Source organism: Namhaeicola litoreus, from assembly GCF_042679565.1.
Lineage (GTDB): Bacteria > Bacteroidota > Bacteroidia > Flavobacteriales > Flavobacteriaceae > Namhaeicola > Namhaeicola litoreus.
Genome location: NZ_JBHTMY010000002.1, coordinates 637483 through 658261 on the forward strand (window position 1 = coordinate 637483; position 20779 = coordinate 658261).

Annotated in this window: 25 protein-coding genes; 22 read left to right on the forward strand and 3 right to left on the reverse strand. The window is 34.8% G+C overall.

Features of this window, described 5'->3' with window-relative positions:
* Positions 1–51: 51 nt before the first annotated feature.
* The 19 genes from ACFQ39_RS04650 (at position 52) to ACFQ39_RS04740 (ending at position 16360) form a co-directional block, all read left to right on the forward strand.
* Positions 52–2109: an acetate--CoA ligase family protein gene (locus tag ACFQ39_RS04650; RefSeq protein ID WP_377176820.1), complete on the forward strand. Its 2058-nt coding sequence runs from the start codon at positions 52–54 to the stop codon at positions 2107–2109.
* Positions 2110–2240: 131 nt separating this feature from the next.
* A complete protein-coding gene (locus tag ACFQ39_RS04655; RefSeq protein WP_377176821.1) occupies positions 2241–3092 on the forward strand; it encodes a hypothetical protein in 852 nt (283 codons plus the stop codon).
* Between the two features lie 183 nt (positions 3093–3275).
* Positions 3276–3752: a cupin domain-containing protein gene (locus ACFQ39_RS04660; RefSeq protein WP_377176822.1), complete on the forward strand. Its 477-nt coding sequence runs from the start codon at positions 3276–3278 to the stop codon at positions 3750–3752.
* 155 nt (positions 3753–3907) lie between these two features.
* Positions 3908–4774 (forward strand): GNAT family N-acetyltransferase, encoded by an 867-nt coding sequence (locus tag ACFQ39_RS04665; RefSeq protein WP_377176823.1) that lies wholly within the window; start codon positions 3908–3910, stop codon positions 4772–4774.
* A gap of 130 nt (positions 4775–4904) precedes the next feature.
* Positions 4905–5321 (forward strand): putative quinol monooxygenase, encoded by a 417-nt coding sequence (locus ACFQ39_RS04670; RefSeq protein ID WP_377176824.1) that lies wholly within the window; start codon positions 4905–4907, stop codon positions 5319–5321.
* Positions 5322–5419: 98 nt separating this feature from the next.
* Positions 5420–6196 carry a DUF6090 family protein gene (locus ACFQ39_RS04675; protein WP_377176825.1) on the forward strand — a complete coding sequence of 259 codons (777 nt, stop codon included), beginning with the start codon at positions 5420–5422 and terminating at the stop codon, positions 6194–6196.
* Positions 6197–6320: 124 nt separating this feature from the next.
* Entirely contained in the window at positions 6321–8069 is a 1749-nt protein-coding gene (locus tag ACFQ39_RS04680; RefSeq protein WP_377176826.1) for an amidohydrolase, read from the forward strand.
* A 401-nt stretch (positions 8070–8470) separates the two neighbouring features.
* Positions 8471–8911, forward strand: a complete 441-nt coding sequence (locus ACFQ39_RS04685) for an SRPBCC domain-containing protein (protein ID WP_377176827.1) — start codon at positions 8471–8473, stop codon at positions 8909–8911.
* A gap of 22 nt (positions 8912–8933) precedes the next feature.
* Complete coding sequence (locus ACFQ39_RS04690; RefSeq protein WP_377176828.1) at positions 8934–9299, forward strand: DUF2200 domain-containing protein; 366 nt, start codon at positions 8934–8936, stop codon at positions 9297–9299.
* Positions 9300–9303: 4 nt separating this feature from the next.
* Positions 9304–9783 carry a hypothetical protein gene (locus ACFQ39_RS04695; protein WP_377176829.1) on the forward strand — a complete coding sequence of 160 codons (480 nt, stop codon included), beginning with the start codon at positions 9304–9306 and terminating at the stop codon, positions 9781–9783.
* Between the two features lie 13 nt (positions 9784–9796).
* Positions 9797–10135 carry a cupin domain-containing protein gene (locus ACFQ39_RS04700; protein WP_377176830.1) on the forward strand — a complete coding sequence of 113 codons (339 nt, stop codon included), beginning with the start codon at positions 9797–9799 and terminating at the stop codon, positions 10133–10135.
* A gap of 45 nt (positions 10136–10180) precedes the next feature.
* Positions 10181–10837 (forward strand): class I SAM-dependent methyltransferase, encoded by a 657-nt coding sequence (locus ACFQ39_RS04705; protein WP_377176831.1) that lies wholly within the window; start codon positions 10181–10183, stop codon positions 10835–10837.
* A gap of 72 nt (positions 10838–10909) precedes the next feature.
* Complete coding sequence (locus tag ACFQ39_RS04710) at positions 10910–11362, forward strand: thioredoxin family protein (RefSeq protein ID WP_377176832.1); 453 nt, start codon at positions 10910–10912, stop codon at positions 11360–11362.
* Complete coding sequence (locus ACFQ39_RS04715) at positions 11362–11835, forward strand: hypothetical protein (RefSeq protein WP_377176833.1); 474 nt, start codon at positions 11362–11364, stop codon at positions 11833–11835. Before ACFQ39_RS04710 ends, ACFQ39_RS04715 begins: the two co-directional genes overlap by 1 nt.
* A gap of 201 nt (positions 11836–12036) precedes the next feature.
* Positions 12037–12807 carry a DUF6090 family protein gene (locus ACFQ39_RS04720; protein WP_377176834.1) on the forward strand — a complete coding sequence of 257 codons (771 nt, stop codon included), beginning with the start codon at positions 12037–12039 and terminating at the stop codon, positions 12805–12807.
* Positions 12808–12941: 134 nt separating this feature from the next.
* Positions 12942–13472, forward strand: a complete 531-nt coding sequence (locus tag ACFQ39_RS04725; RefSeq protein ID WP_377176835.1) for a hypothetical protein — start codon at positions 12942–12944, stop codon at positions 13470–13472.
* A 133-nt stretch (positions 13473–13605) separates the two neighbouring features.
* Positions 13606–14778, forward strand: coding sequence for a linear amide C-N hydrolase (locus tag ACFQ39_RS04730; RefSeq protein ID WP_377176836.1), 1173 nt, complete (start codon positions 13606–13608; stop codon positions 14776–14778).
* 47 nt (positions 14779–14825) lie between these two features.
* Positions 14826–15602: a DUF6090 family protein gene (locus tag ACFQ39_RS04735; protein WP_377176837.1), complete on the forward strand. Its 777-nt coding sequence runs from the start codon at positions 14826–14828 to the stop codon at positions 15600–15602.
* 23 nt (positions 15603–15625) lie between these two features.
* Positions 15626–16360 (forward strand): DUF6090 family protein, encoded by a 735-nt coding sequence (locus tag ACFQ39_RS04740; RefSeq protein ID WP_377176838.1) that lies wholly within the window; start codon positions 15626–15628, stop codon positions 16358–16360.
* Positions 16361–16479: 119 nt separating this feature from the next.
* Here ACFQ39_RS04740 and ACFQ39_RS04745 read toward each other — a convergent pair whose 3' ends face one another.
* From ACFQ39_RS04745 to ACFQ39_RS04755, 3 genes are all read right to left on the reverse strand, one after another.
* Entirely contained in the window at positions 16480–16983 is a 504-nt protein-coding gene (locus ACFQ39_RS04745; protein WP_377176839.1) for a hypothetical protein, read from the reverse strand.
* Between the two features lie 105 nt (positions 16984–17088).
* Complete coding sequence (locus ACFQ39_RS04750) at positions 17089–17565, reverse strand: Hsp20/alpha crystallin family protein (protein WP_377176840.1); 477 nt, start codon at positions 17563–17565, stop codon at positions 17089–17091.
* A 277-nt stretch (positions 17566–17842) separates the two neighbouring features.
* A complete protein-coding gene (locus tag ACFQ39_RS04755; RefSeq protein ID WP_377176841.1) occupies positions 17843–18412 on the reverse strand; it encodes a hypothetical protein in 570 nt (189 codons plus the stop codon).
* Between the two features lie 47 nt (positions 18413–18459).
* On the opposite strand from ACFQ39_RS04755, the gene ACFQ39_RS04760 reads away from it, so the two are divergent.
* From ACFQ39_RS04760 to ACFQ39_RS04770, 3 genes are all read left to right on the forward strand, one after another.
* Complete coding sequence (locus ACFQ39_RS04760; RefSeq protein ID WP_377176842.1) at positions 18460–19065, forward strand: vWA domain-containing protein; 606 nt, start codon at positions 18460–18462, stop codon at positions 19063–19065.
* Between the two features lie 290 nt (positions 19066–19355).
* A complete protein-coding gene (locus ACFQ39_RS04765) occupies positions 19356–20246 on the forward strand; it encodes a glycerophosphodiester phosphodiesterase (RefSeq protein ID WP_377176843.1) in 891 nt (296 codons plus the stop codon).
* 19 nt (positions 20247–20265) lie between these two features.
* Positions 20266–20721, forward strand: coding sequence for a DUF1801 domain-containing protein (locus ACFQ39_RS04770; protein ID WP_377176844.1), 456 nt, complete (start codon positions 20266–20268; stop codon positions 20719–20721).
* Positions 20722–20779 lie beyond the last annotated feature (58 nt).

The following is a 20779-nucleotide window of genomic DNA, read 5'->3' on the forward strand; positions in this document are numbered from 1 at the left end:
TCTCTTATTTTATAAAGAAATAAGGAAGTTTTTCTCATATCCGCAAAAAATATGATCCATCACAAAATCTTAAACCCCAAAAGTATTGTTGTTATTGGAGGTTCTGAAAATCTGGAAAATCCGGGGGGCAGGGTACTTTATAACCTACTCGAGCACCAATATAAAGGAAAGCTCTATGTTGTGAATCCCAAAGGAGGAGAGATTCAAGGTCAAAAGACCTTTCTAAGGGCAGAGGAATTGCCTCAAGTTGATCTCGCCATTATTGCCATTCCTGCTGCTCAGGTACCCGAAGTGATGCAGATCTTGACAGAAGATAAAAATACCAAGGGCTTTATTATTTTTTCGGCCGGCTTTGCAGAAAAAGATCAAAAAGGAGCCGAATTAGAGCAAGAAATAAAAGAGCTGGTCGAAAAAGCGGGTGCTACCCTGCTTGGACCAAACAATATTGGCCTTATCAATAGAAAATATGCCGGGGTTTTTACCCAGCCAGTGCCTAAATTCGATCCCGATGGGGTAGAGTTTCTGTCGGCTTCAGGAGCTACAGCGGTTTTTGTCATGGAAACAGCCTTAGCCATGGGATTAACATTCTCCAATGTCTACACTTTTGGAAACAGCGCCCAAACTTGTATAGAGGATATGCTGGAATATCTGGACGAACACTATATCGCGGGAGAAAGTGCCAAGGTAAAATTACTGTACATCGAAAGTTTTAAAGATCCTGCTCGTTTTTTAAAACATGCCTCCTCTTTAATTCGAAAAGGTTGTAAACTGGCAGCCATTAAGGCAGGCAGAACTGAAGCGGGTAGTAGGGCAGCCTCTTCACATACCGGGGCGATGGCCAGCCCAGATGTTTTTACAGAAGCACTTTTTGAAAAGGCGGGTATCATCAGATGTTTTGGCAGAACAGAGCTCGTTACTGTTGCAGGCATCCTGCTTCAAAAAGAAAGTAAAGGGAAAAATCTAGCCATCATCACACATGCAGGCGGACCCGGCGTAATGCTTACAGATGTACTCTCTAAAAAAGGACTGCAAGTGCCGCAGATCAAAAGAAAAGATAGCCAAAATCTGCTTTCAGAATTATACGATGGTGCGTCTGCCAATAATCCTATAGACCTGTTGGCCACGGGTACCGCAGATCAGCTTGGTAAAGTAATCGACTATTGTGAGAATAATTTATCGGAAATTGATGCTATGGCCGTGATATTTGGTAGTCCCGGTTTAAAAAAAGTCGCTGAAGTGTACCAATTGTTAAGCGATAAGATCCATCGCTGTTCTAAACCTATTTATGCTATCCTCCCTTCTGTTTTGAATGCTAAAGAAGAAATTTCAGCCTTCTTATCAATGGGAAATATTGCTTTTTTTGATGAAGTCCTGTTTGGAGAAGCTTTGGCTAAAGTATATCACCAGAAAAGGGTTTGCAGAACGGAAAAGCATAGCTTCGAGATTGATACAACCCCCATAAAAGAACTCATTTCTCATTGCCAAAATGGATATCTTTCTCCTGAAAAAGCCATGGATGTTTTGCGATGGGCCGGTATTGCGGTGGTACAAACTTATCTCATAAAAGAAGAGAAGAATCTGCTAAAAATGACCGATACACTTCCCTTTCCTGTGGCTCAAAAAGTAATAGGACCCACACATAAATCAGACCTGGGTGGTGTGAAATTAAATGTAAGCAACAAAAAGGACTTCTTGAACAATTTTAGAGAACTGATGGCCATCCCCGGGGCGCAGGGTGTTCTGGTACAGCCCATGATCAAAGGCCATGAGATCTTTATAGGTGCCAAAAGGGAAGGAAACTTTCCTCCTATTGTGCTTTTCGGGTCTGGGGGAATCTATGTGGAAGTGCTAAAAGATCTTCGCAGTGCAATGAACCCTGTTTCAACCTCAGAGGCATTTGAGTTGATCTCTCAGTTACATTCGTATCCTTTGCTAAAAGGAATACGCGGACAAAAAGGGATTCATTTGACTTTATTTGCTGAATATATTTCTCGGGTTTCGGCACTTATGGACGGTGTACCTGAGATCAAAGAACTCGATATCAATCCTTGTATGGCTTTTGAGAAAGAATTGTTGGCGGTAGATGTGCGGATCAGAATTGAAAAATAGAAACAGAATAAATTTCTGTCAGCTAATGTCTAACAAACACTTTTTTAGGTTTGGAAAAGCAATTTTTTCTGTATTTTAAAGTCATAAATTTTTAAATTAGTGATTATATAACACGTTAGCCAAAAGCTGAAATGAACGAAGTACAAATTTTGATTGACAGACTTAAAGAATTAAAAGCAGAAAACTCTTCTGAGAGTTACACTCATATCAAAAACATATTATCTCATCAGATTTTACCAATTCCTTTAGCGACCTATAAACCTCTCAGGCTTATAAGAACAAGAAGTCATAGAAAAGGCGAAATCTTTTTTGAGAAAATAGATGATTTGACCTTTAGAAAAGATATTCTAAATATTAACCATTTTGGTAGAGCTAATGAACCTGGACAAGGTTTCTTTTATTGTAACGACAACCTAAATGAAGGAACTGGTTTTTCAGAGTCAATGAACGTTTTTCGAAATAATCCAGACAGCAGAAATGAAATTATAACCATTGGTGCTTGGGACGTTACGCGTGAATTAAACCTTGCCGTTGTTTTACCTTCCGAATATAAAGAAGTTGATAACAGCCTTCTTAATTGGGCAAAGGAATCATATAATGTTCTAAATGATGGAAGTTCAAACTTTAAGCAACTCAAGATTATGCTCGAATTCATAGCTAACGAATTCACATTAGATAAAGAAAAAGATAGTTCTAATTATAAGATAACCTGTGCTTTTGTAAATTATATAAAAGATAATTTCCCAAGTTTGGACGGAGTTGTATATGCAAGTGTAAAATCAGCTTTAAAAGGCGAAAACATAGTGCTTTGGAAAGAAGTTGCTGAAGATTGCTTAAAATTAATTGGAGCACGAAAAAGAACATTTGAACTAATGGGAAATAAGAATTTTGTCGAAACAGAATACTGTGACACCGAACAAATAGATTACGAAAAAGGAATAATTAAATGGAAAAAGCCTGTGGCTAACATTGGCTATAAGTAATTGCTTCTTCTCGCCTATTTCTGAAAATCCTATCGGATTTTCAGTTTGGTATGTGCTTGCAAAGTTAAGTGCCAACCCGAGTAATTACCAATAGTCGAGACCGATAAGAAGAAAAATGACCCGCCCAAAACGAATTAAAGATGTAAATAATTGGAAAATGTTATAACTACTAAAACCTATAAAATGAAACAGAAATTAAAGTTACCCGGTTTTATCCTGAGTTTAGTCTTTTTGGGATGTACACAATTGACTGCGCAAGTAGGAGAAATGATATTTCCCGAAGGAAAGGTTCAACATGTTGTTCTTGCCAAGGAGATGCAATGGAAACCATGTCCGCCAAACCTGCCAAAGGGTTGTGAGATGGCTGTTCTTGAAGGCAACCCAAAAGGTAACGACTTCTTTACGGTTCGTTTTAAAATAATTGGTGAATTTATTATGCCTCCACATACACACCCCAAAGATGAACGTGTGACCATACTGCAAGGGAAGGCATATGTCGCTTTTGGAGAGGATGCAACACAGAAAGAAGCGAAAGAATTTGGGCCGGGAGATTACTATGTCAATGCAAGAAACGCCATTCACACAGTTTGGGCTGATCCATCAACAATTATTCAGATTACCGGTATTGGTCCCTGGGAAGTGGATTTTATTGAAAAATAAATGATTTCTACCACAAACACTGGGTTTAATGAATGGCTCGTACACCCTAATCACGAAAATTCTTGCAGCATTTCTATTCGGTTTGTCATGGCTATATAAGGAATATAAAGATGACTAATCTTATACAAACCCTTAATTGAAATTTAAGAACATAGATGGAAATTAAAAGCTTAGAAAAAGTAAACAGTAAAGATATTTTGAATGTCTTCAACGCATCTTTTTCTGACTATTTTGTTCCATTTAAATTGACGGAAGAGCAATTAATGTCAAAAATGAGGGCCGATAAAATTGACCTTACATTGTCTGTTGGCGTTTTTGAAAATCAAAGACTAATTGCTTTTATTCTGCACGGATTTGATATCATCGACAATCAAAAAGTCGCTTACAACGGAGGGACGGGGGTTATTCCTGAAAAAAGAGGTTCTGGATTAACAAAAAAAATGTATGAAGCTTGTTTGCCCATTTTAGAACAAAAAGGAATTGATATTATTTTTCTTGAAGTAATAACCCAAAATATCCAGGCCATAAGATCTTATGAAAAAATTGGCTTTAAAACCACAAGAACATTGGGCTGTTTTAAAGGAAATTTTAAGCCAATTAAATCCTATCAGATCGCAGACATTAAAGAACAGGATCTCTATGAATGGAATCTAATGGAATCATTTTGGGATATAAATCCCACATGGCAGAACTCAAAAAATGTGTTGAATAGATCAAAGTTAGAAAATGATTCATTTGGAGCCTACATTGATAACCAATTAGTTGCTTATGTTATTTATAATTCGAAAAGTAGAAGAATTCAACAAATTGCGGTACATAAAGAATATAGAAAAAGAGGAATAGGCACGAAATTAATATCTGAATTAGCAAAAAAGCACGGAAACTGGTTTTCGATAATTAATGTAGACAAGAAAGCTAAAAACGTGACCAATTTTTTTAACTTATCAGGGTTTGAAAATTATATAGACCAGATAGAAATGGAATTGAAACTTAGTAAAAACTCAAGTAAATATATTGTATAAATATGAGCGGTTTAAGGAATAAAACGAATAAAGAAACACAAAACAACCTTTGGTATAGAACTCGAAAAATTTGTGAGTAGAAGTATGACATAACGCTCATAAACAAAACCACAAGCTGAAAAATAAGCAGATGAAAAAAATTACACTCATGTTATTTTCCTTACTTTTTTACATGTCTTGTGGAAAAGTTGAACGGACACAAGATAAAATTAATTCAGACAAAATGATGGTGAGGTTATCGGAAATCGAAATAGAACCCGAATTTCTTGAAGAATATGTGGCCATATTAAAAGAGGAATCCAGAGCTTCTGTTGCATTGGAAGCTGGTGTAATTTCCATTTATCCAATGTTCCAAAAAGAAAACCCGACCGAAATTAGAATATTGGAAATTTATTCAAACAAAAAAGCATACGAAAGTCATTTGGAAACTCCCCACTTCAAACATTATAAAACTTCGACTTTAAAAATGGTAAAATCCTTGAAATTAATTGATATGAAAACAATAGATGAAGAATCTATGCCAATGATATTTAAGAAAATAAATTGACAATGAAAAAAAGCCGGCTCAAAACAATGCCTAAAAAAGTCTATGTGCAAACCTGCTTATCATTAAACCGTTCTATGCAATTTGACAAACTTTAAACCATGATTAAATTCTTCAGACAAATCCGCCAGGAACTACTTTCAGAAAATAAAATTTGGAAATATCTGAAATACGCCTTAGGTGAAATTGTGCTTGTTGTTATCGGGATTTTGATCGCGTTACAAATTAATAACTGGAATGATAACAGGAAAGAATTAATGAGATCAAAAGAATATCTTGAAGAAATTGTAAAAGACCTAAAATTGGATACAACAAATTATAACTTCTCAATAGCGAAGTTGTCATCAGATATTGCAATTGAAGAATGGGCACTTAGTCAATCTACCTATTCTATCAATCAAATGGATAGTGTCTGGAAAAGTTTTGGAGGATTCTATTGGGAAAATCCCATGAATGATAGAACCTTTCAAAAAATTCAAAATTCTGGAAACAGCACATTACTTGGTTTTGAACCACTATCAGATGAGCTTACCTTTTACTATACTGAAATGAGAAACTTACTTGATTCATACACAACTTGGGATAAAAGAGAAGTTACACAACGGCAGGAATATATGAGAGATTTAGAGCATGTGATAGAAATAAGTAATTATCAACTCGCGATCCTAGGTAAAGGTCTTGTTAAAAAGAACTTTGAAACAAGACAGGATTCGTTGCAGATCAAGAGTCTATCAATTGATTTCATCAATTCAACCAGAGGTAGGAATCATTTAAAAAACAATTATACAAGGCATTTGAGATTAAAGAATGTATTTGAAAGATTAAACCAAAATGCCCTAAGTTTAATTGCAAAAATAGAAGTTGAATTAGCTGATTAAATAAAGAAAGAACAACAATGGCCAAAAGCAATTCTACAATTTAATTATCGTTTTGCAGACAATAAAGTGCCCAAAAATCAAATACTAAATATAGTCAAGACCCTTTAATAATATTTAAAAAAATATGAAACTACTTATTACATTTCAATTTGTCCTCATGGCAATATTGAGTTTATCTTGCAATCAAGCAAAAAAGCAAGAAGACAATTCAAAATCTGCAAATCTTGAATCCAACACAATCTATTTTAATGGAGACATTATCACGATGGAAGGTGAACAGCCTCAATATGTTGAAGCTGTGGTAGAAGCTGAAGGAAAAATTATTTATGCAGGAAATTTAAAATCCGCAGAAAAAAACTATACAAATGCTTCAAAGTTTGATTTGGACGGCAAAGTACTTTTGCCTGGTTTTATTGAACCTCATTTGCATCCATCCATTGCTGCCATTATGTTGCCGAACGTTACCATCGCTCCACATGATTGGAATAAACCCGATGGTGTTTCAAAAGCAGCTAAAACACCTGAAGAATATAGAAAAAGACTTGCCGAAGCCATTAATAAAAATACAAAAACAGATGAAATGTTTTTTATCTGGGGTTATCATCAATTATGGCATGGAGAATTGTCGAGAGAAATGCTCAATAAATTGTCTCCGGATAAGCCTGTAGGTGTTATACATAGATCTTTTCATGAAATTTATATCAATGATAAGGCCATAGAACTTTTTAAAATAAAAGAAGATAATTTTAAAAACAACCCACAAGTTGATTGGAATAAAGGGCATTTCTTTGAAGGCGGTTGGCTGGCTTTGGTTCCAATTATTGGTCCGCAATTAATTAATCCTGATACCTACAGAGATGGTTTGCGTAAAATGACGCAATTGATGCTTCGTAATGGCATCACTACTATTAATGAACCTGGATTTCCCAGTTCCAACTTTGAACTGGAATATAGTTTACTCAAAGAAGAAATGGACAAAAATCCACCTTATGATGTTTATCTCATTCCCAATGGCACTCAATTATATGGTATGAATGGTAATAGTAACGAGAAGACTTTAGCGATGATAGAATCTTTACCCGCCAAGTACAATTCGTCAAATATTACCTTTTTACCAAAACAAATAAAACTTTTTTCTGATGGTGCTATTTATTCTTTGGCAATGCAAATGAAAGAACCTTATTTGAGTAAAGACTTTAAAGGCGAATGGATGACGCTTCCGCTTTCCTTATTTCAAGAACAATTGAGTTTTTATTGGAATAATGACTTTAAAATTCATGTGCATTCTAATGGCGATTTAGGTATACAACAGGTAATTGACTTCAATAAAGTAGACCAAAAAAGATATCCTCGAGTAAATCACAGATTTACTTTGCATCACATGGGATATTTTGATGTAGATATTGCGCAACAAATAAAAGATCTTGGTATGGAATCCTCCGTAAACCCCTATTATTTATGGGCACTGGCCGATAAATATTCTGAATATGGACTGGGAAAAGAAAGAGCAGAAAATTTGGTGAGAATAAAAGAACTGACCGACAGAGATGTACCAGTGTCTTTCCATTCAGATTTCGCCATGGCTCCGGCTGAACCATTAACCCTGGCATGGACAGCAATAAATAGAGAAACAGCCGAACACAGTAAGTTTTCACAAGATCAACGCATAGATGTTTACACCGCTTTAAAAGGTATTACTATTTCTGCTGCAAGAACCTTAAATCTTGAAGATGCCATAGGTTCTATTAAGGTGGGTAAGCGAGCTAATTTTACTGTTCTTAAAGAAAATCCATTCAAAATAGATCCCATTAAAATCAAAGATATTGAAATTGATGGAATCATCTATCATGGTGTTTACCATAAATCTAATTAACGGCAATTGACGGGAGTTTGAAAAGATGTTGAAAACAAATAAAAGATAAATTACCATTATCTTTTGAAATACCAATTCATCTAGATATTTGATCACCTCAGGTCTGGTAAATTCTTTGGGTAAAAATTATAATGACAATGAGCCTTTGATTATTGAGAAGGAACCTTTTTGACCATGTAGAATAATTTGGTTAATGGGTTTATTATGGTCTTAATCGAACAAAAAAGCTATCCGTAGAAATGATCCATAAAATTGATTGGCTCACTTTAATTCATTAAACTTTTTATACTAATCCTACAAACTTCCTCAATTAATCTTCATAAATAATTATTTTAGTGCAAGCATAGCTAGTGCAAAACCTGTTGCAGACCAGATTTATCCAACAACGAAAGGATTTTCATATGACATTAGAAACGAATTCATCCATACAAATTCAAAAACCTGTAGAAGAAGTTTTTGAAGGTATCGTAAACCCCGAAAAAATGACCAAATATTTCATTTCTGAAAGTAGTGGAAGATTGGTTACAGGAAAAGAAGTGATTTGGAAATTTCCTGAATTTGAGGATAAGTTTCCCATCACAGACATTAAAATAGAAACCAATCGTTCAATTTTCTTTGTTTGGGATCCTGAAACTGTTGTAAAAATTACATTAGAAAAATTAGCAGACCAAAGTACCCTGGTAAGGGTAAACGAAAACGGAAAGGAATTCAATGAAGATAACCTGAAATGGGCTTTAGACAATTCAGGAGGATGGGCAAATTTTCTGGCTTGTTTGAAAGCCTATTTAGAATATGGCATACAACTGCGGAAAGGTGCATTTGATTTTATGCGAAATAAATAAGTCAAATTAAACAATTGTCAACATGAAAACGACACCAGAACACGATGAACGTATTGCAAAAATGACCTTTGGATCAGTTTATCCACATTATGTGACTAAAATAGAAAAGAAAGGAAGAACAAGGAACGAACTTTTACAGGTGATAGAATGGTTAACGGGTTATAGCGAAATGGAAGTACAAACCTTTATTGATGAAAAGGTCACTTTCAAAGAATTCTTCGAAAAAGCAAAATTAAACCCCAATGCACACTTCATTAAAGGAGTGATTTGTGGTTATAGAATTGAGGAATTAGACAATCCCCTGACCCAGCAAGTTCGGTTTTTAGACAAATTAGTAGATGAACTGGCAAAAGGAAGAAAAATGGATAAAATTTTACGAAAAGCATAAATAAATGGAATACTTTACTTTGGCGCGAGTCATACATGTCATTGCTGTTATTTTATGGATTGGTGGTGTTTCTATGGTGACAACTGTTCTTATCCCTGCCGTCAAAAGAATGAAATCAAAGGAAGAACAAATTGAAACTTTTGAAACCATTGAAGGGAATTTTGCCATTCAAGCAAAAATCACGACGGTATTAACAGGTCTTTCTGGTTTTTATATGCTATACGAACTGAACGCGTGGAACAGGTACCTCGATTACCGATTTTGGTGGATCCACGCCATGACTTTGGTATGGATCATATTTACTTTGATTCTTTTTATCCTTGAACCATTTATTCTTCATAAATTGTTTAAAAAACACGCAAACAGCAATCCGGAAAAGACTTTTAGGATCATGCACAGGCTACATTGGGTATTGCTGATGCTCAGTTTAATCACCACGGCAGGCGCAGTAGCCGGAAGTCATGGTTGGTTTTGGATAAAATAAATAATAAAAACAGATGAAACAGAATGTAGATTTCGCGCAAGTATGCACATTAAAAGAAAGCATAGACTATTCACCAGGTGCTACAGTAAGCAAAATAGTTACGAAGAATAAATGTGGCTCTACCACACTTTTTTCTTTTGATAAGGGTCAAAACATTAGTGAACATACTGCACCTTTTGATGCGGTAGTGGTCATTTTGGAGGGTAAATGCGAGATTACCATTGCCGGGAAGCAAAATTTTCTGTCTGAAGGACAAATGATTTTAATGCCTGCCAATATTCCGCATGCCTTAGAAGCTACCGAAGCATTTAAAATGATGCTGATCATGATCAAAGCCTCACCGGAGAATTGAAAGCATAAAAATCGGCAGAATTATAGCTGACAACTTACATACCTTATGAGCGAAAAAGACAAATCACAAAAGCCCGACTTACCTCCTATGGGTGCACAAGACTTCTCAGAGATAGAAGACTGGCCAGGATATTTCAATGCCGTTCTTGGAAAGGGAGCAAGAGATACCCTTCTTACAGCCCTTGATTCTTTCGAGCAGGAAGGCTTTTTAAAAGGATTTGCGGTCGATGTAGCTGCTGGAGAAGGACGTGATTCGCTTGAACTACTCCGCAGGAACTGGAGGGTATTGGCAACCGATAATCACCCGGAAGCATTCGCGCATTTATGGACAAGAGTTCCAGAGAAAATGAAGCCCCAATTGACAACAGCAGCAGTGAACTTCTGCGATATGAAGTTTCCCAATAATGATATGGTTAACGCTAGTTTTGCTTTGCCGTTTTGCGAACCAAAACATTTTGAAGTGCTATGGAATAAAATCGTTGAATCGATCCGCCCGGGAGGCAGGTTTGCCGGTCAGTTTTTTGGAAGTAGAGATACCTGGGCATCACTTCCTAATCGTTCTCATCACTCACTTGAAGAAGTTTTAAAGTTGTTGCAAGGCTTTTCCATAGAGATGATGAAGGAAGAAGAACGAGACGATCCGCCAGAACTCAGGAAACCAAAGCATTGGCAAATATTCCATGTTGTGGCGAGGAAAAATTAAAGATGGAAGGAAGATGAATCAACCTATACAGTAACATTGAATTTTTAATTAATAAAAAACCTTATATACTCGATGGATCAAGTAAAAAAATCAGCTAAAGAGAAGTCTCATCCATTTTGGCAGTGGTTTTGGCTTACATTTCTTGCAGTATCTCTTTTTTATGCATGGTATTCATTTTATGCTCCTTCCAATGATGTTAAATGGGTCAACAACATTACTTCTGTAAAAGAACTTACCAAAAACTCCAGCAAGAACACACTTCTTTTTTTCACAGGGAAATGGTGTTCGCCTTGCCGAATTATGAAACGGGAAGTTTTTTCGGACAATGAAGTTGAAAGATTTATAAATTTACAATTTACACCTGTGATGGTTGATATTGACAATCCAGATACCAAAGAACTTGTAGAGCATTTTAAGGTGGGCATAACCCCAACAACCATTATTCTTGATGCTCAAGGAAAAGTACTTGATTACGCAGTGGGAAAGATTGGAAAAGAGGAATTTCTTGAAATGCTCAGCAAATAATGTATAATCGTCAGCATAAATTAGGTCTATCACTCTACCTCATCTTTGTTTTGATTGCGCTTGTAATTATCACTGATTTTATTTTGCCAGGAAGAATTTTAAACGATAATATTGTCAATTTAAAGAAAGAGCGGCAACAATATTACAATGCCGCTAGAAACTACCATTATACATATAGCGTAGTCACGAGTAAAGATGAATTTTTAGTTTCAAAAGATTTTGCGCAACTAGAATTGGTCAATGAAAAAATCGAATACTCAATCTCACCAATTTTTAAAGAAGTAAACTGGTATAAATTGCTTTTAGCGCAAAATAAATCCTATTATTCATTAAGAATTGCATCAGGATTAATCCTTCCATTGCTCAATGTGATATCGGTTATTGTAGCTTTTCGATACCCAGAGAAAATAGACAACATAGTTTTTATCCTTCAGATATTATTGATAGTAGATCTGATATTTTTAATGAAATAAAGAAAGGAAGTTGCCAGCAAGAATAAGAATATATTTAGTGCAAAAAATATAATGAAGTAAAAAAATAATGAAATTAAAAAAATTTCGGTGTGCAACAAGAACTAAACTTGGCGCTGTATCCAAAATGGCCAAAATCAACCAAAGGGCTATTCTATCTGGTGCGGAGAATGCCACTATTCGATAAAATTAAATGCGATGGATATGATTAAATTCTTCAGAAACATCCGGCAACAACTCCTTTCAGAAGGAAAAACAGACAGGCCTTCTTGGACTGTAGGGCGGTATTTTAAATACGCGATTGGTGAAATTATACTGGTGGTGATTGGAATATTGATCGCCTTGCAGATCAATAATTGGAACGAGGAAAAAAAAGCGCGAGTTTATGAAAAGAAAATGCTAATTGAAATCAAACATGCCTTGGTAAAAGATGTTGAGTTTTTCAAAAACCATTTAATGGGAAATCGATTAACTCGAATACAAAATGCTTGTCGGTTTTTTGAAGACTATCTCATCACAGATTCTATAAACAAGGACAGTATAAATTATCATTACGACGGATTGACAAATGGTTTACAAGTAACTTATAACAAAGGACCCTATGAAGCTTTGAAATCAACTGGAATTGATAGAGTGATCAATGATTCTTTGAGGAATATGATTATAGAACTATATGAATTTAAATTGCCCAGACAAACAGGGTTGATATCAATTTATATGGATAGATATATGACGAGTACCGAAAAGTACGATGAAGAATTAAGAGATGATTTACAATTAGAAATTCAAAATGGTAAGGTTATATACCATTATATGAGGATGAAAGAAGTCGACTTGAAAACAGACCAATCATTCTTGACTTTACTTTCTTGGGGTTCTAGTAGTTCTAAAGCTGTAATTTATTTGTTTAACTCTATCATACCTGATATGGAAAATTTAATTACTGAATTAAATCAAGAAATCGATCAAACATGACGGAAGTTTAATAACATGCCTAAAAGATTGTTCGCACACACGACTACACTTAATCAAAAATATTATAATTCATCCCGAGCACTCGGGAGAAACCGCTAAGCCATGATTCTAATTGTTTAAAATCTGAAAATATTATGCAAAACGAAAAAAAAGTTCTTATCACTACCCTAATCTCTTTATTCTTCTTCAGTAACTTTATTTATAGTCAAAGTAAGAGTAAAGAAGATCTGGGAAATTTATTAGTAGAAAGTATTGTAAGCAATGACATCAACAGTTTTAAATCAGCATTATTACCAAAGAAAGTAGTTTTGGAATTCCAGGAAAACAATACCCCTGAAAATAAGGGCAAAGAAGAAAGAGATTCCTTAATGATCCAACAAGAGGTTGCTTATGATCAATTGGTTATGCCCCAATTAGAACAAAACTTTCTGGATCTTGTAAAGCTGAATGAAACCTACGAAATAGATTGGAATCAACTAAAATTTGTGCTGTTATATAAAGGTTCATCAAAAGACGAGCAATATGTTCCCTTTTTTATTCATTCAAAATTGAACAACTCAGATTTTAATCACTTTTATTTCGGCGCAGTAAGATATAAAGGAGCGTGGTATTTGACAGGTGATATGGAAATTACAAAAGACGAAAAATATGCACCATATGATTAAATTGATCAAATGAAAAATAATTCTACTGACTTACAATTGGCCAAGGCACTATAAGCGGTATGAACATTAGTCCATTTGATTTTTACCAAAGCTCGTATTATATATCGAACATTTAGCATAAAACAAATATCTCATGAAACATGTGTTTTTTATTTACATCACGATCGTTTTGTTAATTCCCACAACAGGAACGGCCTGCAGTATGTATAAGCTTACCAAAAATGGAAGAACTATTGTAGGGAATAATGAAGATTATTTTAGCCCTAACAGTCAATTTTGGTTCGAAACAGGAACTAAAAATACTTTTGGTGTTATGTATATGGGACTGCTCAACAACTTTGCACAAGGTGCAATGAATGAATCAGGTTTAGTTTTTGATGGATTTTGGGAACCATATCTGGAGGTAAAGAATATAGATGGAAAATTAGAGATCCCAATAGCAGACGCAATAAGAAATGTGATGCAAACCATGACCCATGTTGAAGATGTTAAAAAATATCTGCAGACAATTAATTTATATTCATTGGCCAATGGTCAGCTGGTCTTTGTAGATAAATCGGGTACTTATTTGATCGTAGAGGGCGATGAAATGTTTATGGGTGATGAATCCGAAAAAACATTTTCAAATTTCTACTATTCACAAATAGAATCTTTAGGTGACGTAAAGCTGGATTATTTTCAAAAAGGACAAAATTTTATTCATTCGACCGAGACAAAACCCACTCTTGAATATTGTTCAAATGCCATGCAGAACTTTGCACAATCTAGATTAGCACCTACGCAATATTCTACAATTTATGATTTAAAAACGCTAAAAATAAGGGTATATCTTTATCATGATTTTTCGGAATTCATAGAATTGGATTTAAAAAAAGAGTTGAAGAAAGGGAATCATCGTACAATGATTGCAGAACTTTTTCCGAAAAACTCAAAGGGATATTTACATTACAAAAAGTATAACAACCCCGAAAATCCAGTCTTATTTCTACAGGAATATTTAGGGGATAATGAAATAACAGAGCAGGAGTTTTTGAATAATGGTTTTGACAATGTTATTAACGAAATAGGATATGAATGGATGAACGATATAAAAAATCCCAATGGAGCCATAAAAGTGTTTGAATATGGAGTAGAAATTATGCCAAATAATTCAAATTTATACGACAGCCTGGGAGAAGCCCATTTCATCAAGAAAGATTGGAATAACGCGATAAAGAATTATGCCAAATCCCTGTTTCTTAATCCTGAAAACAAAAATGCGATAAAAAAGATTGCTGAAATTAACCAATTGAGGGAAATGAGATAGAAAACTGTTGCTTACCTGCACCGTATATCTATTAAAAAAAAAACGAAATGATCAAATTCTTTAGACACATCCGCAAACAACTATTCTCAGAAGAGAAAACGGGCAGGTTCAGCAAATATTTGCTTTATGCATTTGGAGAGATTTTTCTTGTCGTGATAGGCATATTGATTGCCATACAACTAAACACTTTGAAATCAAAGGCTGATGATGAAGCTAAGGTTTTAAAATATATGGATGGCCTTTACCATGACTTAAATCAAGATCTAGAGCGGATGAATGAATTATTTACCTTCTATTCAGATAATACCAGTTCCATTCAGTTTTTACTCAAATCAGCTGACCAAAAATTGACATTATCAAATGATGAATTGGGAACCTTGTTTAATTCAGCTTTAGATTATAGAAAATATACAAATAAAAAAAGCACCTATCTTTCATTGATAAATGATGGATTTATAAATAAAATAAATGATGAAGACCTTATAAATGCTATCATAGTATATTATGAAACCCCATACCTGGCATGGTCAACTGAAATCTACGGAAATATTGCGGAATCAATAGATTTTAATACAAGTGATATATACGATTCGAGGGATGGCCTTATTGGATTGAACGAATCTAATTCAATTCCCAATTGGCAAATGACCAACAATCAATATCATACTAACTATAGCGAATTGATTAATTCCACTTGGGGAATCAATATTTTAACAAGATTTCTTAAACAGAGCCATTTCATTTTTATAAATCTCGAAACATATAAGTTAAAGAATGCCCATTTGAGAAATGAAATTGAGAATTATAAAAAAGTCAATTCCTAGCCGGATAATAAAATGTAACACTTATGATCAAATTCTTTAGAAATATCCGAAAACAACTCATCTTAGGTGGAAAAACGGCCAGGTATTTGAAATACGCTATCGGAGAAATTGTACTAGTTATGATTGGTATTCTTCTAGCCTTACAAGTCAATAATTGGAATGAACAAAGAAAAATAAGGCAGAAAGAGGTTCAGATGCTCATTGCTTTAAAAGAAGATATGCAAGCAAACATTGACAACTTACAAGAAGGTATTAGAACGATTAATGAAGTAAATCAAAATAATTTAAAGATCATTTCATTTTTTGAAGATAAAACACCGCATGATGCAAGTATGAATGAATATTTTACAAACTTTTGGGGTTTTTGGGACCCGGATTTTTCTTATGCTTCTTATGAAAATTTAAAGAGTCAGGGGCTCGATTTGATTTCAAACAGTGACTTGAGAAAAGCGATTGTAAATCTATTCGATGTAGAAATGGATATGTTGGATATAGCCGAGATGGAAAGAATGAATATTCTATTTGAGAATATGTCTGTTCCTATGTACAGAAAATACCTCTACAGAGACTACACAAAAGAGCCCTGGCCTTATGTACCATTCGACTATACAAACATGATGAAGGATATGGAATTTTATACTGTTTGTACAGAAATAGCTTTTAGACAGGCTCGCTCAATTGAGCGATTTAAAGCGTTTAATATCTTATCCGCAAATATCATTGCGCAAATTGATTCAGAAATAATAAGGCCAAATTAAGTACTACGATAACAAAACCCTAGTTAGGGAGCAGTATCGCATCAAACTAACCGTAGAAATGTTAAGTCAGTGAAACAACAAAATAACAAAGCCAACACCTTAAGTGCAACCTCGTCATTTCATATCTCAGCTCTTGATTTTTTATCTTCTTGGGGTTTTGTATATTCTGACTGATATTTTTCTAAAAACATTTTCTGACGCTCAAGCATTTGTTGTCTTATTTTATCAATATCCATAAAATCCTTTCCAAAATCACTTTCAAAAAAATCGTCATCAAAAAACTGTTTACTAAAAAGTGAATCGTCAGAAAACAAATCTTCAAAACCCTGATTTTTAAGACCTGAAAAATTGGTAAAAAATCTAGATTTAAATGATTGTATCAAACTATCTCTTTCGATGGTTGAAAGATTACCCAAATTACCGGAAGACCAAGAATAAATACTGTCATATCTGATCAAGTTTCCGTTTTCATCAAATTCTTTATTTACTTCCCAGCTTCCTTTAGGCCCTTGGACCATACTATTATCCTTTTCCTTTATTTGAGCTTCTTTGGTCTCCCTTTCTTGCCCCGAGCAACTTATACTCATTAAAACTGCACTGAACAATACAATATACTTTTTCATTTTTTTAGTATTACAAATTGACATCTAGAATCAAAAGAAAAATAGCAACGGAAGATGAGGCTTTAATTACAGCCTCATCTTTCACATAGATGCATTTTAAAATTTTTAAGAAATTTTAATCGATCTGGCTGGCTTTTGCTTCGCCTCTTCCTTTTTAGGTAAATGAATACTTAAAATGCCTTCGCTGTAATTTGCCTTTATTTTTTCTTCATCTACGGTTTCCGGCAAACTAAAGGTTCTTTTGAAAGAGGCGTATCCGAACTCCCTGCGGGTATAGTTGACATCTTTCTCTTCTGTTTCTTCTTTTGTTTCAGTAGAAATTGATAATACCTGGTTATCGAGGTCAATATGGAAATCTGTTTTTTTAAGACCGGGAACCGCCATTTCTACCATATAGGCATCAGGATTTTCTTTGATATTTACTTTTGGCAAAGTTATTCCTGTATTAAAATTTGAAGGAAATACAGAAGGTAGGTCTCTGTTAAAAATATCATCTATCCAATGAGACCAAGTTGGGAAGTTTATATTTGAATTTGTCTTCACTAAACTTCCGGTTTTAGGAACATTAACTAAATTGCTCATCATTTAAAAATTTAGGTTAAACATTATTTCAAATTTGAAATCATTGTAGATTTCATAGCCAGATATACAAATAAAATACCAATTTGAATGAATCACAATTTATGCCCTTATTTCATGGATATCACGCTATAAAATGTCAAAAATTCAGAATAATTATGTCTTTTTCAATCAAATAAATGTCATTTTGACACTGCGCTTTTTCTTTAAAAGTATTGCGATTAAATCACATTAAACAGGCAAGTAAAAATTGAAAGTAACCAACGAAAACCTGAGGAAATTAATATAATCCCTCAAAAAAAGTTCCCCAAGAAAGGTAGGGTTCATTTAATGAAAAACTGATCGACTCCAGCACTTCATCTGTTTTATCCTGATACAAAATCGGCTCCATGAGCTCCGTTTTTTGCACGGCCTTGTACATGTCTTCCTCCTCTACTCCCGTCATCTCTTTTAACCTTTCGATCAATTGTAACAGTTCGGGATTCTTAAAATTCTTTTGTTCTTTGATCAACAATTCAGTTAGTGTGGTCAATAAGTCGAGGTCATTTACGGTTGTATTAAAAATGCTGTATTTCGGATCTTCATACGAATACACGCCATTCGACACAACGATAGGCGCATCAAATCCCAATGCGTTGCTGCGCATTACCCTGATATCATCCCTGATCGTTCTTTCCGAAACCAGTTTATAGACCCCTCTGTGCTCGGCCAACTGCGCAGAACATTTTTTTTGAAGCACATCAATGGTTGCTTTGAGATAAGGATTTCGCAAACAGAGATCTATTTGTTTGTATCGGATAAGGGCATTTAAATTTTGCGGCATTTTTTTGAGTTGCAGAAAGACTGCCATTGATGGGATTAAACTTGTAACGAATTTAATCAAAAAACAGAAAGATCATGAAAAATTACACAGACATCACCATTCTTTTAGATCGCTCAGGTTCTATGGAAACCATTAAAAAAGCAACCATCAAAGCGTTCAACAGTTTTTTATTGGAACAAAACCAAGCCAATATTCAGGCCAAATTATCCCTCATCCAATTTGACGATCAATACGAAGTTTTGTACACTGCCGAAAACATCAAAAATGCGAAAAAATTGAGCCGTAAGAATTTTGAGCCACGAGGCACAACTGCCCTTTTCGATGCTATTGGTATCTTGATAGGGCAAACAACAGCTAGATTACAACAAACGAAACCTAAACCCAATAAAGTGCTGATCGTTATTCTAACGGATGGTCAGGAAAACGCCAGCAGAGAATTTTCAGAAAAACAAATTAAAAAGCAGATCACAGCGCTTGAAAAGCAGCAGAACTGGCATTTTATTTATTTGGCAGCGAATCAAGATGCCATTGTGGAAGGGGCTAAATTTGGTATTGAACAAAAAAAAGTGCTCACTTTTGAAGCCAGCGATAGAGGTGTCTCTGAGGTCCTTTTCCAAATGTCTAGTGCGATAAAAGAATCTGCCAATTCTGAATACTTTGACTTAAAGAAGAAAAATTAAAAAAAATTTATTGCATGTTAACTTTTATTCCAAACAGTCATTAACCCATACCCCCTCTTAGAATAGTCTTTTATTCGGCCACCCTTCGGGGTGGTTTTTTACGTTTCCCGATCTGTATTACATAACCCTTTTCAAATTACTTAAAATAAGCCGTATCCAAACAGTTCTTCTTGTGATCGGATTTAGCTAAAAATATCAGTATTTTTATATCACAGAAACCCAGTTCATTTCTTAAAGCTAAATAATGAAGTGTTATCTCCTCTGCGCGACAAACCAAAAAAATGAAAAAAATGATTCTCCTTATCATGCTCCTCACACACACTTTTTCGCAGAGCCAGTATAAAATAGATCTCCAAGGACATAGAGGTTGCCGTGGGTTGATGCCCGAGAATACAATTGCAGCTTTTATAAAGGCCTTGGAAATTGGGGTAACTACACTGGAAATGGATATTGCTCTTTCTAAAGACCTACAGGTTGTTGTTTCACATGAACCCTATTTTTCGCATAACATTGCTACGGACCCTAACGGAGAATTTATTACCCGAAATACCGAAAAGCAATACAACTTATACCTGCTTACATATGAGGATATAGTAAAATATGATGTGGGGCTTAAACCACATCCCCACTTCCCTGAACAAGAAAAAATACCGGCGGTCAAACCTTTACTTCAACAAGTGGTTGAAGAAGTAGAAAGTTTTACCAAAACTCGTCAGAGCAAAAAACCTTTGTACAGCATAGAAATAAAACGAAATCCAAAATGGGATGGTATTTTTCATCCGCCTGTGCAAGAGTTTGTGCAACTTGTTCTCGAACAGATAAAAATACTTCACATAGAAGAAAGGACAACCATTCAGTCTTTTGATCATGAAACGCTGCAGATCATCAGAAAACTGGCTCCTGAGATTCCATTGGCCCTTCTCGTCGAGAATGTGGGTTCCGTAGAAAAAAACATCAAAAAATTGGGCTTTACCCCCGAAATCTATAGTCCTTATTATCGATTGGTCCAAGCTAAATCTGTCAGGTATTGTAAAGAAAATAATCTACAGATCATTCCTTGGACTGTCAACAAAGAAAAAGATATTTTATCCATGATAAAATTAGGTGTTGACGGTATGATTTCCGACTATCCAGACAGGGTAAAGAAAATCGTAGATCAGCAACATATAACTATACAATAAATGATTAAATGATAAATCTATGAAATACGAAGCATCTACACCGGACGAATACATAAATCAACTTCCTGAAGACAGAAAAGTAGCCATTAAAAAACTGCGCGAGGTAATCTTGGACAATTTACCCAAAGGATTTGAAGAAGGAATAAATTATGGGATGATTGGATATTATGTTCCTCATGCTATCTACGCTGCTGGTTATCATTGCTCTCCCGAATTGCCACTACCCTTTATGAATATTGCTTCTCAAAAAAACTCTATCAATGTGTATCATAGCGGAATTTATGCAGATAAAGGATTGTATGATTGGTTTGTGAGTGAATTTCCAAAACATTCAAACCGCAAATTAGATATGGGTAAAAGCTGTATGCGATTTAATAAAATCGATGACATCCCGTATGGATTAATCGGAGAACTATGCACAAAACTATCTGTCGAGGAATGGATAAAGATGTATGAAAACAACATTAAAAAATAAAAGAGGATCAACACCACAAAAATCCATCGAATTCAAAAGACTCATACAGCCCCTTAAA